We start from the raw sequence: 15949 nt of genomic DNA, 5'->3' as shown, positions 1-15949 counted from the left end.
GCAGGAAAATTCTTATGACGAAATCTTTTATAAAAAAAATATTCTCTTTTAACAAATCTCAAGAGCAGGAAATGGAAGAACAGATTTCTATTCCTGATAAAAGCGATATAATTGAAGAAAATAAAGACAAAAATGAAAGGACAAAAAATAACCAAATCTCTATAGACACAGAAAAAGAAGAACAAACAAAAAATCGAGAGTCAACACTTACAAAATATGATGAAAAATCTCCATTTCTAGAATCCCATTCTGATAAAATTCCTCTTTCTGGTAAAATTATTGTCACAGACAACATCCGTGAAAAAAAGAATGAAGAAATTTTATCTGAACCTTCTGTTGAACAAAAAAAGATAGCGTGGTTTGGGCGCCTTAAAAAAAGTCTATCTCTTTCTTCACAACGCCTAAGCGGATCAATTAGCGACCTCTTTGTTAAAAGAAAACTTGATGAAGATACATTGCAGGAGTTCGAAGATATCCTTATCCAAGCTGATCTTGGGGTAGAAACGGCGACACGCATCACAAATACTTTAGCTTCCAGTCGTTACGGAAAAGATCTTTCCCCAGACGATATTCATACTATTGTAGCTGATGAGGTCAAAAAAGTTCTGGAACCTGTTGCAATTCCATTAGAACTTGATCTCAGCTATAAACCTCATGTTATTTTGCTAGTAGGTGTAAATGGAACTGGAAAAACGACAACAATAGGAAAACTTGCAGCAAAATTAACAGCAGGGGGATTAAAAGTTATGCTTGCAGCTGGTGATACCTTCCGAGCCGCAGCTATTGAGCAATTGCATATTTGGGGTAAACGTACTGATTCTCCTGTTATTTCAACAAAATTGGGTGCAGATGCCGCCAGCTTAGCCTTTGATGCTTATGAAAAAGCAAAAAAAGCAAACAGCGATGTATTAATTATTGATACAGCAGGGCGTTTACAAAATAAATCTGAATTGATGGATGAGTTGGCAAAAATTATTCGTGTTTTAAAAAAACACACTCCCCAAGCACCCCATACAATCCTTCAAACGCTTGATGCAACTACCGGACAAAATGCACTCAACCAAGTGAAAATTTTCCGTGATATTGCTGGTGTTAATGGTTTAGTCATGACAAAGCTGGATGGGTCCGCACGAGGAGGAATTCTTGTCGCTATAGCAGCAAAATATAAATTACCCGTTTATTTTATCGGTATAGGAGAAAATATTGAAGACCTTCAACCTTTTTCTGCTTCTGACTTTGCCGAAACTATTGCAGGAAAACATACATGAAACAGCCTTTATCTAACTCTAATTCACACAATAATTCTGACAAAAATATGAATAACAATAAGAAACCCCCTCTCTCACCAACACTTAAGTTTCTCTTAGAAATGGGTCCATTGGTTGCCTTCTTTTTTGCCAATTATAAGGGAGAATGGTTAATAAAAAACATTGGATTTTTTCAAAATTTTAGTAAGCCTATTTTCCCTGCAACAGCTATTTTTATGATAGCGATTATTATTTCTCTAAGCTTATCATGGATCCTTGCAAGACAAATTCCTATTATGCCTCTTATTTCAGGAATATTTGTTTTAGTTTTTGGCTTTCTAACTCTTTGGCTTCACAATGAAACTTTCATAAAAATGAAACCAACAATTATTAATAGCTTATTTGCGTTCATCCTCTTTGGTGGTATGTGTTTTAAAAAACCACTTTTACGTTATGCTCTTGATTCTACCTTAAAACTTGATGATTTAGGCTGGCAAAAACTTACCTATCGTTGGGCATTCTTTTTCGTTTTTCTTGCCCTTTTGAATGAAATTATTTGGCGTAATTTTAGCGATAATTTTTGGACAAGTTTTAAAGTATTTGGCGTCATGCCCCTAACAGTCCTCTTTATGCTTACCCAAATGCCTATCATTATGAAACATTCAAAAGAACTTTTCACAGAAGAGGACAAATCTGATTCTTAAAAAAATTCACTACTATATATTATTTTATAGATTCATCACCAAATACTGTTCAGGAGAAAAACATGTTGATTGAACAGTTTATTTGTCGAAAAGATAACTTTGGTGTACTCATTCATGATGAAAAAAGTGGCTACACAGCTGCAATTGATGCACCTGAAAGTGAAGCGATTCATAACGCCTTAAAACGCCGTAACTGGACACTTCAGACTATTTTTGTAACTCATCATCATCACGACCATGTAGAAGCATTGGAAGAATTAAAACAAGTATACAACGCTATGGTTATCGGACCAGAAGCAGAAAAAGAAAAGATTCATCATCTTGATCAAACACTTCAACCTGATGAAAAACTTCTCTTTGGTTCTCACTCACTTTTGGCTCTTTCAACACCTGGTCACACTTCGGGCGCATTATCTTATTATTTTCCTGAGAAAGGTTTACTCTTTGCTGGAGATACACTTTTCTCACTCGGTTGTGGACGCCTTTTCGAAGGAACACCTGTTCAAATGCTGAACTCTTTAAAAAAGCTTCGTCAACTTCCCGATGAAACACTTCTCTATTGTGGACATGAATATACAAAAAACAATGCTTTTTTTGCGCTAACAATTGATCCACATAATAAAAAGCTCCACCAAAGAATAGAGGAAGTTTTTTTATTGAGTGCAGGAAATGCCATGACTTTACCTGTCACTTTAGGACAAGAAAAAACAACAAATCCCTTTCTTCGTTGGGATAATCCTGCAATCAGAAAGAACCTCTCAATGACCAATGCTACAGATGAAGAAGTTTTTGCTGAAATTCGAAAAAGAAAGGATAAATTTTAACCATGCTTAAGTTCGTATTACGTTTGTTTCTCTTTTTTCTTTTCGTGATACATATTCAACTAACAATGGCAGAGGAAAAGGAAACAGATAATTCTTCTCTTATATTACCTCTCATTGCAAATTACCCCTTAACAGAAGATTTTCTTTTAAAGCTGGAAAAAATTGAAAAAGAATGTAAAAATTTACTTCCAGAAACAAAAAATGATCTTATCACTTATGATTCTATTATCCACTCTAGTATTGAAAACTATGCTACTTATATTTCTAGTAAACCAAAATTTGTAAATATTTTAAAAGAAAATAATATCACGCCAAAAGATTTTGCTGCAGGAACCTTAGCACTCAAAGAAATATCAACGCTTCTTACATTTGTACCTGAACAGGAATATTCTACTGAGAAAAATACTATCTTTTTAAACAATATTGAATTTGTTAAAAAACATTTTTACAAAGCAACAATTCTTTTAGAGAGCTGTGAAAAACTCATTTTGAGCAACTAATCAGTTATGAAACGTTAAAAAATATCATCCCACTAATCTAATAAGAAGTCAGTGCATTAAAAATCACAGTGTTTTTATCATTACTAATAATTACTTTTATTTTGATTATATTTACAAACGTTTTTCTACAAATAAAGAATAACAGATGAAAAAATATTTATTGAAATTCAAAAAAGAAAGGATAATTTTTAATCATGTTCAAGTTAGTGTTACGTTTGTCTCTTCTTTTTCTTTTCGTAATACATACTCAACTAACAATGGCAAAGGAAAAGGAAACAGATAAAAAATTCGAGTTCCCGCATGTTATTGAAAATTACACCTTAACAGAAGATTTGCTTTTAAAAATGGAACAAATTAATAAAGAAGAGTGTGAAAGCTCACCATCAGAATCAAAAGTATCCGATACTGAAAAAGAACCTGATATTGAAATTGAACACGACCACAGTATTGAAGGATTCGTAGCTTCTATTTCTAATCAACCAAAATTAATGAATATTTTAAAAAAAAATAATATAACACCTAAAGATTTTGCTATAGGAACCCTCGCCCTTCAAGCAACATTAACAACGCTTTTAGTTCCTCTTGAACTTCTTAAAGAAGAAGGGATTTCTTTTGATGAAAAAAATACTGTAGTTTCAAACAATTTAGAATTTGGTAAAAAATATATGTATAGAATACTTGCTATTTTAAAAAGTCGTTGTAAATAGAATTAGTTCTATTTTGAACAGACGGTTGACTTCGCAGACGAAAAAGTCTTTACTGAAATACGAAAAAGAAAGTAAAATTTCAAACAATGTTTTAATTGGTATTGTATCTGCTTTCTTTCCCTTTTTTAACATATGTTCAATTAACAATGGAAAAGAAAAAGCAAACAGACAATCAATTTGTTTTCTCTCTAGCAGCAATCCAAATATCATTATAAATTATCTTTTAACAGAATATTTCCTCTCAAAAATAGAATAACTAAAACAAATAAATTGAGGATTTTCCTCCAGAGCCATCCAATACCGGAAATGATAACAGCATTGAAGGGTTCATTGCTTCTATTTCTGCTAGATCAAAACTAACAGATCTTTTAAGAAAATATAATCTCTCACCTAAAGATTATGTTATTGGTCTCATGGTCCTTCAAACAACTTTAGCTGTAATAATAGCCTTTGAAGATAAAAATTCTCTTCAAAAATACTATACCTTCAGATAATTTTAATTTCAGTCAAAAATATATAGATAGAATTCGTGCTATTTTAGACAATTAATTAGTTTTGCAAACGCCGGCAAATATCATCTAATTGTTCTAGTGAAGAGTAGCGTATTTTTAAATCACCACCTTTTTTGCCATGCCGAATAGTCACTTTCATTCCGATCACGTCTGCAAGTAATTTTTCTAAAGATTTTGTTTCTGTATCTTTCTCAACAGCAGTTCGTTTTTTGACTTTTGGATTTGCCTGTTCATACGCAAGTATTTCTGTTTGGCGCACAGAAAGCCCTTCGCGAATAATTTTTTCAGCTAAATCCTGTGGATTCTCAACAGTGATAAGACAGCGTGCATGACCAGCGGAGAGTTGCCCGTCGGTTAAGAATTGTTGTACTTTTGGTGGAAGTTTTAACAAACGAAGCGTATTAGCAACATGACTGCGACTTTTTCCAATAACTTGCGCTAAATCTGCCTGTGTATATCCATGTTCATTCAGCAAAATTTCATATCCCATTGCTTCTTCGATAGGATTAAGATCGGCACGTTGAACATTTTCAATAATTGCCAATTCCAAAGCCGTTTTATCATCTACATCGCGAACAATAACAGGTAATTTATTTAAATTAGCTCGCTGTGCAGCACGCCAACGCCGTTCGCCAGCAATTAATTCAAAACGATGAGGATGATCACGTGATGGTCTTACAATAACAGGTTGAACAACACCGTGCTGGCGAATTGATTGTGCTAAATTATCAAGTTCTGAATCGGTAAAATGACGTCGCGGATTATGTGGATTGCACGAAATAGATTCAAGTGGAACAAATCGTTCAGAAACAGGAGAAGCTGTATTGGACTCTGTAAATTTGTCAGTATTTGATGAACGTGTAAGATCACTGTTTAAACTGATATCCCCAATTAATGCCGCTAATCCACGACCCAGTCTTTTTTTTGATTGATCATCATTCATAATTTTGCTCTTTAAATTTTTAGTTGATTTTTTTAAGCAGCAGCACGCGCTTGTTTTTCACGTTGAATCATTTCTGATGCTAGACGCAAATAAGCTTGGCTCCCAGCACATTTGAGATCATAAAGCAATACAGGTTTTCCAAAAGAGGGCGCTTCTGATACTCTTACATTTCGTGGAATAACAGTACGATAAACCTTATCCCCCATAAAAGAACGTACATCTTCAACAACTTGATTTGAAAGATTATTACGTCCATCATACATTGTTAGAACGATACCTTGGATTTCTAAAGATGGATTAAGTACGGATCGCACTTGTTTTACTGTTTCAAGTAATTGACTTAAACCTTCAAGTGCTAAAAATTCACACTGCATAGGCACTAAAACAGAATTAGCTGCCCCCATAGCATTAAGTGTTAAAAGATTAAGGGAGGGAGGACAATCAATTAAAATATAATTGAATTTTTTTTCCATTTCCGGATCATCATAGAGAGCTTTACGTAAGCGTTGTATGCGATCTTGTGATGAAGAAATTTCCATTTCCACACCTAAAAGATCAAGTGTAGAGGGAACTATATAAAGATTAGGTACTGCTGTTTTTAAAGCCGCTTGTGTAATTGAAATTCCCGAAACTAAAACATCATAAGAAGATAAAGGACGGTTATTACGATCAATCCCTAAACCTGTACTAGCATTACCTTGTGGATCAACATCCATAATAAGGACATTTTCACCAATAGCCGCTAAAGCTGTTGCAAGATTAATTGCTGTGGTTGTTTTTCCGACTCCACCCTTTTGGTTTGCAATAGCGATAATTCGTGTTTCGCTCATTTTGCTCTACCCTCTATATGATCGAATATGAGAAATTTCTAAAATAACAGAATTTTCATCAACTTTACTTTTATGTTTTAACAGATCAAAGTGCCAATTGGCAGAGGCATTTTTTATTTCTGTAGCGTAATCCCGACCTTTTTGCAAAAGAGCTATTGTTTTTTCTGTTAATAAAGGAAAAATAAGTTGTAAAAGACTATTGAGCGGCGCTAATCCCCGTGCCGTTATAATATCAGATGCGGGAATTTTTTGATATACATCTTCAATTCTAGCGTGATAAACCGTTGCTGGAAGATTAAGTTGAGCAATAACTGTTCGCAAAAAAGCAACTTTTTTTCCACTACTTTCAACAAGATTAATATGTCCTACTTTTTTTTCTTTCAAAAAGATAGCAATCACAATTGCAGGAAAACCTCCTCCTGATCCTAAATCACACCAATGTAAAGAATGAGCATACAAAGGAAAAATTTGTGCTGAATCTAGAATATGCCGTGTCCATAGATCTGGTATCGTTGTAGCAGATATCAAATTAATATGTGCATTCCATTGAAGTATTAAAGACTCAAACTGAATTAAATTTTCCATCGTTTCACGTGAAACAGAAGGAACAATATTTAATAATTGTTGATATTTTTTTTCTGTAGAAAAATCCATTAAGCTGTTTTAGCCTTTTCACGTCGTTGACGTTGAATATATGTAATAATAAGCGATAACGCGGCGGGTGTCATACCATCAATTTTTTGTGCATCAGCAATTGAACGCGGCGACACTTCTTGAATTTTTGATTTAAGTTCATTTGAAAGACCTGAAATTGCCTGAATATCAAGAGAAGAAGGAATTTCTAAACGCTCATCTCTTTGAAGAGAGGCAATATTTTGTGCTTGTTTATCTAAATAAACCGCATATTGTGCTTCAATTTCTAAAGATTCTGCTGTTTTAGAATCAATCGTTTGTAATTGTGGCCAAAAATCTGAAAGACGCTCTAAAGTCATATGAGGATAAGCAAGAAAATCATAAGCGGAACGCCGAATTCCATCATGATTAACGTGTAATCCATGAGCAGAAGCTTCATTGGGTGTTAAAAAAAGATTTTGACATATTGATCGTGCTTGATCAAGGCGTTCTTGTTTTTTCTGATAACATTCCCAACGTATTTCACTCACAATACCCCATTTTTGTGCCAAAGGTGTTAAACGCGTATCAGCATTATCAGATCGTAAAGATAAACGAAATTCAGCACGTGATGTAAACATCCTATAAGGTTCACAAACACCACGTGAAACCAAATCATCAACCATAACACCAATATAAGCGGTAGAACGACTTATAAGTATTTCATCTAATTTACCTACTTTATGTGCCGCATTTAATCCAGCTAAAAGTCCTTGAGCTGCTGCTTCCTCATATCCTGTAGTACCATTAATTTGGCCTGCTAAGAACAAACCCGGTAAAGAACGTAATTCTAAGCTTCTCGTTAATTGTTGTGGATTAACAAAATCATATTCAATAGCATAACCAGGTTGCAAAACTATAGCATTTTCCAACCCTTCAATGGTTTTCAATAGAGAAATTTGTACATCTTCAGGAAGAGAAGTAGAAAGACCATTTGGATAAACAGTATCATCATTTAATCCTTCTGGTTCTAGAAAGATCTGATGTCCATCACGTTCTCCAAATTTCACAATTTTATCTTCAACAGAAGGACAATAACGTGGTCCTAACCCTTCAATATTTCCAGAATATAAAGCAGAACGATAAATATTATCGCAAATAATTTGATGTGTTCTCTCATTTGTACGTGTTATTGCACATTCAATTTGTGGTTGTTCAATTTTCTCTGTTAAAAGAGAAAAGGGAATGGGATTTTCATCTGCTTGTTGTTTTGGAAGATGATCCCAAGCAATTGTTTTTTTACTCAAACGAGCAGGGGTTCCTGTTTTTAATCGACCAAGTTTTATATGATAATTTTTTAAACGTTTAGCAAGATGCACACTTGACTGATCTCCCATACGTCCAGCAGCCCATGTTTTATCACCAATATGAATAAAGCCATTTAAAAATGTTCCTGTTGTTAAAACAACAGCACCAGATAAAATTGTTCCTTGTTTTTTTAAAATAACACCTGATACACAATTATCTTTAACAACCAGATCAATAACTTCATCCTCAATAAGAGTAAGATTTTCTTGTTCTTTTAATAATTTTTGAATTGCTTTTTTATAAAGTTGTCGATCCGCCTGTGTCCGTGGTCCTCTTACTGCCGGTCCTTTACGTCTATTAAGTAGTCTAAACTGAATTCCAGCAGCATCTGCTGCTCTTCCCATGAGACCATCTAACGCATCTATTTCACGAACTAGATGCCCTTTTCCAAGTCCACCAATAGCAGGATTACACGACATTGTTCCCAGTGCTGATATTTTATGTGTAACAAGCGCTGTTTTGGCTCCTACACGCGCTGAAGCTGAAGCCGCTTCACAGCCAGCATGACCACCACCAACAATAACAACATCATATGATTGCATTTTATTCATTCCGTAGAAAATATTCTAAGGTTTCACGTGAAACAGAATATAAATTACATAATCTTTATAATCTGTCTATGAAATAATCAATGTTTCACGTGAATCATTATTTACCAACACAAAACTCTGAAAAAATAATATCAAGCAAATCTTCAACATCAATATCTCCTGTAATTTTTCCAAGAAAATCACTTGCACAACGGAGATGTTCTGCACGTAAACTGAGATCAAGAGAATGATAATTAAGAGAATATTCAATCTCTTTAACAGCCTCCTTTAATAATTGAAGTTGTCTTTTACGCGCCGGAACAATATTTCCAATTTCAGAAGCACGATGATGACAAAATGATTCAAGTTCTTTGATAAAATAATCAAAATTTAAACCAGTTAATGCGGAAAATTGTATAGACCAATGCTGATCATTTTTTTCATAAAGATCAAGCTTATTGCCAACACACCATATTTCAGCCGATGTTTCTGGTAAATCAACTTGCTCAGGATTTCCTATATCATAAACCAAAATAACTAAATCAGCTTCCCTAACATGCTGTTTAGCAACTTCTATTCCCATTTGTTCTATTTTATTTTCTGTTTTTCTAAAACCAGCAGTATCCGTTAAAAAAATAGGTAAACCACCAAGAATAATTCTCATTTCTAAAGCATCACGGGTTGTTCCTGCTTCTTCCGTTACAATAGCAACAGATCTTCCTGAAAGACGATTCATAATGCTTGATTTTCCAGAATTTGGAGCACCAGCAATAACAATTTTTAATCCATCACGTAAAATACTAGCACGCTCTCCTTCAGTAATATATTCACGAATAGAAGTACAAAGATCCTCAACATCTTTCCAAACTTTATCAGATATTGCGTTGGGAATATCTGCTTCATCAACAAAATCAAGTTCTGCCTCAATAAAAGCACGCGCCTTCATAAGCTTATGACGCCAATCACGATAAAGCGTCGTTAAATGTCCACTTGTACCCATAACAGCTAAACGCCGTTGGCTTTCCGTTTCTGCTTCTATTAAATCAGCAAGACCTTCTGCTTGAACAAGATCTAATTTTCCTTCCATAAAAGCACGACGTGAAAATTCACCTGCTTCTGCAATACGGCATCCAGAAAATGTCGACAATTCATCGAGAAAACGACTAACAACGGCTTTTCCTCCATGTAAATGGAATTCTGCACAATCTTCCCCCGTAAAACTATGAGGAGCAGGAAAAAAAACAGTTAAACAAGAATCTAAAAAGCTCCCATCACGAGCAGTAAGATTTCCATAATGCATAAAACGTGCTTTAGGTAAACGACCACAAAGCGTTTTAACTATATTCACAACATGAGGACCAGAAAGCCGAATGACTGCAACCCCCGAAGGTAACAATCCACTCGAAACAGCAAAGATTGTATCCACAGGTTTTATCCTAATAAAAACTTTAATGACTCTAAGTATTCATTGAATCAAAAAATTCACTATTGTTTTTTGTTTGCTTTAATTTATCAATCAGAAATTCAATTGCATCTGTTACATTCATAGATGCTAAAATACGACGAAGAACAAAAATTTTGTGCAAATCTTGTCGTTCTACCAGAAGTTCTTCCTTACGCGTTCCTGACTTTAAAATATCCATAGCAGGGAAAATACGCTTATCAGCAACTTTTCGATCAAGAACAATTTCAGAATTACCTGTTCCTTTAAATTCTTCAAAAATAACCTCATCCATACGACTTCCTGTATCAATCAAAGCCGTTGCAATAATGGTTAAAGATCCACCTTCTTCAATATTACGTGCTGCACCAAAAAAACGTTTTGGACGCTGGAGAGCATTTGCATCCACACCACCTGTTAAAACTTTACCCGAAGAAGGAACAACTGTATTATATGCACGTCCAAGACGTGTAATAGAATCAAGAAGAATAACAACATCGCGTCCATATTCAACGAGGCGTTTGGCTTTTTCAATGACCATTTCTGCTACTTGTACGTGACGTATTGCAGGTTCATCAAAAGTAGAAGAAACCACTTCTCCTTTTACTGAACGCTGCATATCTGTAACTTCTTCTGGTCGTTCATCAATTAAAAGAACAATGAGATAACATTCAGGATGATTAGTGGTAATAGAATGAGCAATATTTTGAAGTAAAACTGTTTTTCCTGTCCGAGGAGGAGCAACAATTAACCCTCTTTGTCCTTTTCCCAATGGAGATATCAAATCAATCACGCGTGATGACATATCTTTCTCTGTAGGATCTTGTATTTCCATTTGGAAACGCTCATTTGAATAAAGAGGAGTAAGATTATCAAAGTGAATTTTATAACGAATCTTTTCAGGTTTTTCGAAATTAATTGTATTAATTTTAAGGAGAGCAAAATAACGTTCTCCCTCTTTTGGACTACGTATAGGACCTTCAATGGTATCGCCTGTTTTTAAAGAAAATGACTGTATTTGTGCTGGTGAAAGATAAATATCATCAGGACCAGGAAGATAATTAGCGTCAGCAGATCTCAAAAAACCAAATCCGTCTTGTAAAACTTCAACAACACCCTCTCCTATAATTTCTACATCTTGTAGAGCAAGTTTTTTCAAGATAGCAAACATTAATTCTTGTTTGCGCATAAGAGAGGCATTCTCAACTTCTAATGTTTCAGCAAAAGAAACAAGTTCAACGGGATTTTTGCTTTTAAGTTCTTGTAGTTTCATTTTTTGCATGAAATATGCTCTTTGTAATTAAGGAGAAAATTATCTTAAATAATTTATGGAAATTTATGAATGAAATATTCTTAAGAAGAAAAATATTTTACACTCAATTTTTTAAATCTGCAAGTACCATTTATATGAAATTTATCCCTGTAATATTAAGTAATTGTATGAAAAACTTGAAAAAATATAAAAATACAAATAGTGTTTAATTTATTTTATAACAAAAATATGAGTTAGAGTTATAGCATTAATTAAATGCTATTCAAAAGTATTTTTTACAGAAATTTATATTAATAAATTTATATTAAAGAAAGGATTCTTCTTATTTATAACTGTGTTTAGTGTGGATTAGTATTTATCCTCAATTTTATCCACAAAAGGGACTAAAAAAAAGAATAAAAATAACACTATCTTAAAGATATTATCCCCTCTTTTTTATAAGAGGTATAAAATTATCACAAGCATTTAATTTGTGTATAAAAACGAAGAATTTTTCCTAAATTTTAGTTTTATAAAAAACGGTAAGGATATATACACATATCTTAACAAGGAGTTAAAAATTCTGTGACAAAAGAAAAAAAATTCTTTCATTTACACATGCTTTCTGATGCAACGGGAGAAACATTAATCTCTGTTGGGAGAGCTGTAGCATCGCAGTATACAATGAGTCAGGCAACAGAGCATATCTACCCTATGATTCGTAATAAAATACAGTTACAAAAAGCTCTTGATGAAATACAACAAGAGCCAGGTATTGTTCTTTACACAATGATTGATGAAGAATTTAAACTTCTCCTTCAAAAAAGGTGTAAAAAAATAAAAGTTCCTTGTATTGATATATTGCATCCTGTTTTAAATGCTTTTCAGTCTTACCTTGGAATGCCAACACATTTACGTGCGAGCGCACAACATGATCTTAATGCAGATTATTTTCGCCGTATTGAAGCACTGGATTTTACAATAGAGCATGATGATGGACAGTCTTCCAGTAGCTTATCCGAAGCAGATGTGATCCTTGTTGGAATTTCAAGAACCTCTAAAACGCCAACAAGTATCTATTTAGCAAATCGCGGAATAAAAACGGCTAATGTTCCTCTTATTCCTAATATTGATTTGCCAGAATCCCTTTTAGAGGCAAAAAATTCTTTAATTATTGGTTTAATTGCTTCAGCTGAAAGAATCTCACATATTCGCCAAAATCGAGATTTGGGAGAAGGTTTTGCTCTTGATAGTTATACAAATCGTATCAACATAGCTGAAGAATTAATCTATGCAAAACGCATTTGCGAACGTTTTGGTTGGCCTATTATTGATGTCACAAGACGCTCTATTGAAGAAACTGCTGCTGCAATATTTGAACTTTTATCACGATTTCGTGAAGGAAAATGAGAGAAAATTCTCATGAACACAGATACGTTAATATTAGCATCTCTTAGTTTTTATCGTGCAAAATTATTAAAAAAAGCAGGTTTAAATTTTTTCATTGAAGGAGCTTCTTTTGATGAAAGAGAAGTAGAAAAAAAAGCAAAAGAAAAAACACCTAAAGAACTCAGCTGTTTTCTTGCGGGTGCAAAAGCAAAAAATGTTTCAGATCGTTTTCCTGATGCTTTCGTTATTGGTTGTGATCAAGTGCTTGATTTGGAAGGTAAAGTTTTTCACAAAGCAACAAATATTAAGGAAGCACATCAACGTTTATGTGAGTTATCAGGAAAAACCCATTCTCTTCATAGTGCGGTAGCTTTATTTAAAAATGGTCAAAAAATTTGGGTTGAAGCTTTTAGTGCACATATGTCCGTCCGTTTGCTCTCGTCAGAATTTATTGAACATTATTTAGCACGCGTAGGAAAAGATATTCTAAACAGCGTGGGAGTATATCAAATTGAAGGGGAAGGGATTCATCTCTTTGAAAAAATTGAAGGAGATTTTTTTACCATTGTTGGTTTACCTTTGCTGCCTCTACTCATAAAACTGCGTCATTTAGGAATTATTGATGGTTGACTTAACAATAAAAAAAATAAATTATCCGCGTGCTTTTGTTGTTGGTTCTCCAATTCATCATTCAAAATCGCCTAAAATTCACAATTTTTGGCTTAAACAATATGGTTTACAAGGAGAATATCTTGCACAAGAAGTAACATCTGAAGAATTCAGTCATTTTATTGCGTCTTTACAAAAAATAGGCTTTTGTGGAGGAAATGTTACTTTGCCTTATAAACAGGAAGCTTTTCGTTTAGCAGATTATAAAGATGAGAGAGCAACAATGATTGGTGCTGTTAATACACTTTGGTATGAAGGAAATAAGCTTTTTGCCACGAATAGCGATGCCTATGGTTTTAGCGCTAATCTTGATGATTTTGCATCTGATTGGGGAGGGGAAACAGCTCTTGTTTTTGGAGCAGGTGGTGCCGCACGCGCTATCATATACGCCTTAAAAAAACGCGGATTTGAACAGATTTATTTGGTTAACCGTACAAAACAACGCGCCGATAATTTAGCTCAGCATTTTGGAAAAACCATTAAAGTTTACGATTGGCATAAAATCCATGAAATACTCCATCAAGCTGATTTGATTGTTAATACAACCTCTATTGGTATAAAAAATCCAGAAGAAAAAAGTGATTCTTTTTTTTGTGATTTTCATAAAGCAAAAAAAACGGCGTTAGTAACAGATATTATTTATACACCATTGATAACTCCTTTTTTACAACAGGCAAAGGCTTGTGATCTCAAGACGGTTGATGGGCTTGGGATGCTTCTACATCAGGCTGTTATAGGGTTTGAACAGTGGTTTGGAATAAGACCACAGGTAACAAAAGCGTTACGGACAGCCATTTTAGAGGATATGAGTGAAAAAAGAGAATGAAGATCATAGGATTAACAGGATCAATTGCTATGGGAAAATCAACAGTTGCTGATTTTTTCAAGCAAGCGGGTATTTCTGTTTTTAGTGCTGATGAAGCAGTACAACAGCTTTATAAAAGTGAGCCAGCTTTGTCATTCATAGAGCGTATTTTTCCAGGTGTTGTTGAAAACGGTGAAGTTAACCGTTTGAAACTTTCTGAAATTTTGATTGATGATAAGGAAAAATTACAAACATTAGAAAAAATAATTCATCCTTTGGTGCAAGAAAAAGAAAGGGAATTTATTAATATAGCGCGTGAACAGGGGAAAAAATTAGTTATTCTTGATATTCCACTTCTATTTGAAAAAAATGGTGAAAGTCGTGTGGATAGCGTTATTGTTGTTTCTGCCCCACCAGAAATACAAAAAGAACGTGTAATGATTCGCAAAGGTATGAATGAGAAAAAATTTGCCTTTATCAATGCTCAACAAATGCCGGATGAAAAAAAACGAGAACGTGCTGATTTTATTATTTATACAGGGAAAGATTTAGAGAATACACGTCAACAGGTTTTTGATGTGATAAAAAAACTAAAGAATTGAAGTCATGCGGGAAATTATTTTTGATACAGAAACAACAGGTTTAGATAAAGAAAAAGATCGCATAATCGAAATTGGTTGTGTAGAAATGGTTGATCGTTATCTTACGGGGCGCCAATTTCATGTTTATTTAAACCCTGAAGGCGTTATTATTCCTGATGAAGTTGTAGCAATTCACGGATTAACCAATGAACGCCTAAAAAACGAGAAAAGTTTTAGTGATATTGTTGATGAATTTTTGGAATTTATTAAAGGCGCGACAATGATTGCGCATAATGCAAGTTTTGATATTGGTTTTATTAATGCAGAATTAAAACGCGTCAACAAACCGCTCATCAGTGTTGATAATATTCTTGATACATTGGCTATGGCACGGCGTAAATTCCCTATGGGGCCTAATTCTCTTGATATTTTATGCAAACGTTTTGGAATTGATAACAGCCATCGTGTTCTTCATGGTGCTTTGCTTGATGCAGAAATTCTAGCCGATGTTTATATTGAACTGATCGGTGGAAAACAAGGTGTATTGGGCTTTGGTAATAGAAGGGGTGTTGATGAACATATCCAGAATGATAAAGATACATCTTATGCAGTTAAAATTCGCCCACAGGCTTTACCTTCAAGATTGAGTATGCAAGAAAAAAGGTTGCATGCCGATTTTATCAACACGATGGGTGAAAAAGCTCTGTGGAATAACTTCAAAATTCATGAATAAAATCATCTTTTCTCTAAAAAAGTCACCATTTAAATTAAAGAATATGGATGTCAAAAAAAACGGTCGTTGTGGGGAGGGGAACACCACAACGACCCTGTCGCTACATCGTACCTCAGCTATCATAGGAGGAGCAAAATGAAAGCTATTAATCCTGTAACAGCAAAGAAAAGCTCTAGGTACTTAATATAAAGTGCAACGACTTCATGTCTTATGAAAAGAAAAAATGGCTTTTTAGAGGCAAAGTGAAAAAAATAAAATAAAAGTGAAAAAAATATATAAGGGTAATTTGCGTTTTTAGCTGA

Annotated in this window: 16 protein-coding genes; 10 read left to right on the top strand and 6 right to left on the bottom strand. The window is 34.1% G+C overall.

Annotated features, from left to right (window positions below; all coding sequences use genetic code 11):
• Nucleotides 1–14: 14 nt before the first annotated feature.
• The 5 genes from ftsY to U736_RS0100840 all read left to right on the top strand — a co-directional run bounded on the left by ftsY (nt 15) and on the right by U736_RS0100840 (nt 3982).
• A complete protein-coding gene (ftsY, locus tag U736_RS0100860; protein WP_015857111.1) occupies nt 15–1268 on the top strand; it encodes a signal recognition particle-docking protein FtsY in 1254 nt (417 codons plus the stop codon).
• Complete coding sequence (locus U736_RS0100855) at nt 1265–1951, top strand: septation protein A (RefSeq protein WP_026500159.1); 687 nt, start codon at nt 1265–1267, stop codon at nt 1949–1951. Before ftsY ends, U736_RS0100855 begins: the two co-directional genes overlap by 4 nt.
• Before the next feature lie 62 nt (nt 1952–2013).
• On the top strand, nt 2014–2775 hold the full coding sequence (gloB, locus tag U736_RS0100850) for a hydroxyacylglutathione hydrolase (RefSeq protein ID WP_015857113.1): 762 nt from the start codon (nt 2014–2016) through the stop codon (nt 2773–2775).
• Nucleotides 2776–2777: 2 nt separating this feature from the next.
• Nucleotides 2778–3275: a hypothetical protein gene (locus U736_RS0100845; RefSeq protein WP_026500158.1), complete on the top strand. Its 498-nt coding sequence runs from the start codon at nt 2778–2780 to the stop codon at nt 3273–3275.
• Nucleotides 3276–3469: 194 nt separating this feature from the next.
• On the top strand, nt 3470–3982 hold the full coding sequence (locus U736_RS0100840; protein WP_026500157.1) for a hypothetical protein: 513 nt from the start codon (nt 3470–3472) through the stop codon (nt 3980–3982).
• Between the two features lie 549 nt (nt 3983–4531).
• On the opposite strand, the gene U736_RS0100830 is transcribed toward U736_RS0100840, so the two are convergent.
• The 6 genes from U736_RS0100830 to rho form a co-directional block, all read right to left on the bottom strand.
• Nucleotides 4532–5437 (bottom strand): ParB/RepB/Spo0J family partition protein, encoded by a 906-nt coding sequence (locus U736_RS0100830; RefSeq protein ID WP_026500155.1) that lies wholly within the window; start codon nt 5435–5437, stop codon nt 4532–4534.
• A gap of 32 nt (nt 5438–5469) precedes the next feature.
• Nucleotides 5470–6267 carry a ParA family protein gene (locus tag U736_RS0100825; protein ID WP_015857117.1) on the bottom strand — a complete coding sequence of 266 codons (798 nt, stop codon included), beginning with the start codon at nt 6265–6267 and terminating at the stop codon, nt 5470–5472.
• 6 nt (nt 6268–6273) lie between these two features.
• Nucleotides 6274–6921 (bottom strand): 16S rRNA (guanine(527)-N(7))-methyltransferase RsmG, encoded by a 648-nt coding sequence (gene rsmG, locus U736_RS0100820; protein WP_015857118.1) that lies wholly within the window; start codon nt 6919–6921, stop codon nt 6274–6276.
• On the bottom strand, nt 6921–8789 hold the full coding sequence (mnmG, locus tag U736_RS0100815; RefSeq protein WP_026500154.1) for a tRNA uridine-5-carboxymethylaminomethyl(34) synthesis enzyme MnmG: 1869 nt from the start codon (nt 8787–8789) through the stop codon (nt 6921–6923). Before mnmG ends, rsmG begins: the two co-directional genes overlap by 1 nt.
• Before the next feature lie 106 nt (nt 8790–8895).
• The gene (gene mnmE, locus U736_RS0100810; RefSeq protein ID WP_026500153.1) at nt 8896–10203 is read right to left on the bottom strand and encodes a tRNA uridine-5-carboxymethylaminomethyl(34) synthesis GTPase MnmE; all 1308 of its coding nucleotides are present in this window, start codon (nt 10201–10203) and stop codon (nt 8896–8898) included.
• A 31-nt stretch (nt 10204–10234) separates the two neighbouring features.
• Nucleotides 10235–11500 carry a transcription termination factor Rho gene (gene rho, locus U736_RS0100805; protein WP_015857121.1) on the bottom strand — a complete coding sequence of 422 codons (1266 nt, stop codon included), beginning with the start codon at nt 11498–11500 and terminating at the stop codon, nt 10235–10237.
• A 555-nt stretch (nt 11501–12055) separates the two neighbouring features.
• Here rho and U736_RS0100800 point away from each other — a divergent pair.
• Genes U736_RS0100800 through dnaQ form a run of 5 tightly spaced genes read left to right on the top strand, consistent with a single transcriptional unit; the run spans nt 12056 to nt 15647 of the window.
• Complete coding sequence (locus U736_RS0100800) at nt 12056–12880, top strand: pyruvate, water dikinase regulatory protein (protein ID WP_012754433.1); 825 nt, start codon at nt 12056–12058, stop codon at nt 12878–12880.
• A 12-nt stretch (nt 12881–12892) separates the two neighbouring features.
• Entirely contained in the window at nt 12893–13489 is a 597-nt protein-coding gene (locus U736_RS0100795; RefSeq protein WP_012754434.1) for a Maf family nucleotide pyrophosphatase, read from the top strand.
• On the top strand, nt 13482–14354 hold the full coding sequence (locus U736_RS0100790) for a shikimate dehydrogenase (RefSeq protein WP_012754435.1): 873 nt from the start codon (nt 13482–13484) through the stop codon (nt 14352–14354). The genes U736_RS0100795 and U736_RS0100790 overlap by 8 nt, the downstream gene beginning before the upstream one ends.
• A complete protein-coding gene (coaE, locus tag U736_RS0100785) occupies nt 14351–14935 on the top strand; it encodes a dephospho-CoA kinase (RefSeq protein WP_012754436.1) in 585 nt (194 codons plus the stop codon). Before U736_RS0100790 ends, coaE begins: the two co-directional genes overlap by 4 nt.
• 4 nt (nt 14936–14939) lie before the next feature.
• The gene (dnaQ, locus tag U736_RS0100780; RefSeq protein WP_012754437.1) at nt 14940–15647 is read left to right on the top strand and encodes a DNA polymerase III subunit epsilon; all 708 of its coding nucleotides are present in this window, start codon (nt 14940–14942) and stop codon (nt 15645–15647) included.
• The last annotated feature ends 302 nt before the right edge of the window (nt 15648–15949 follow it).

Source organism: Bartonella grahamii ATCC 700132, from assembly GCF_000518085.1.
Classification (GTDB): domain Bacteria; phylum Pseudomonadota; class Alphaproteobacteria; order Rhizobiales; family Rhizobiaceae; genus Bartonella; species Bartonella grahamii.
This window is presented reverse-complemented; position numbering and strand designations above follow the sequence as displayed.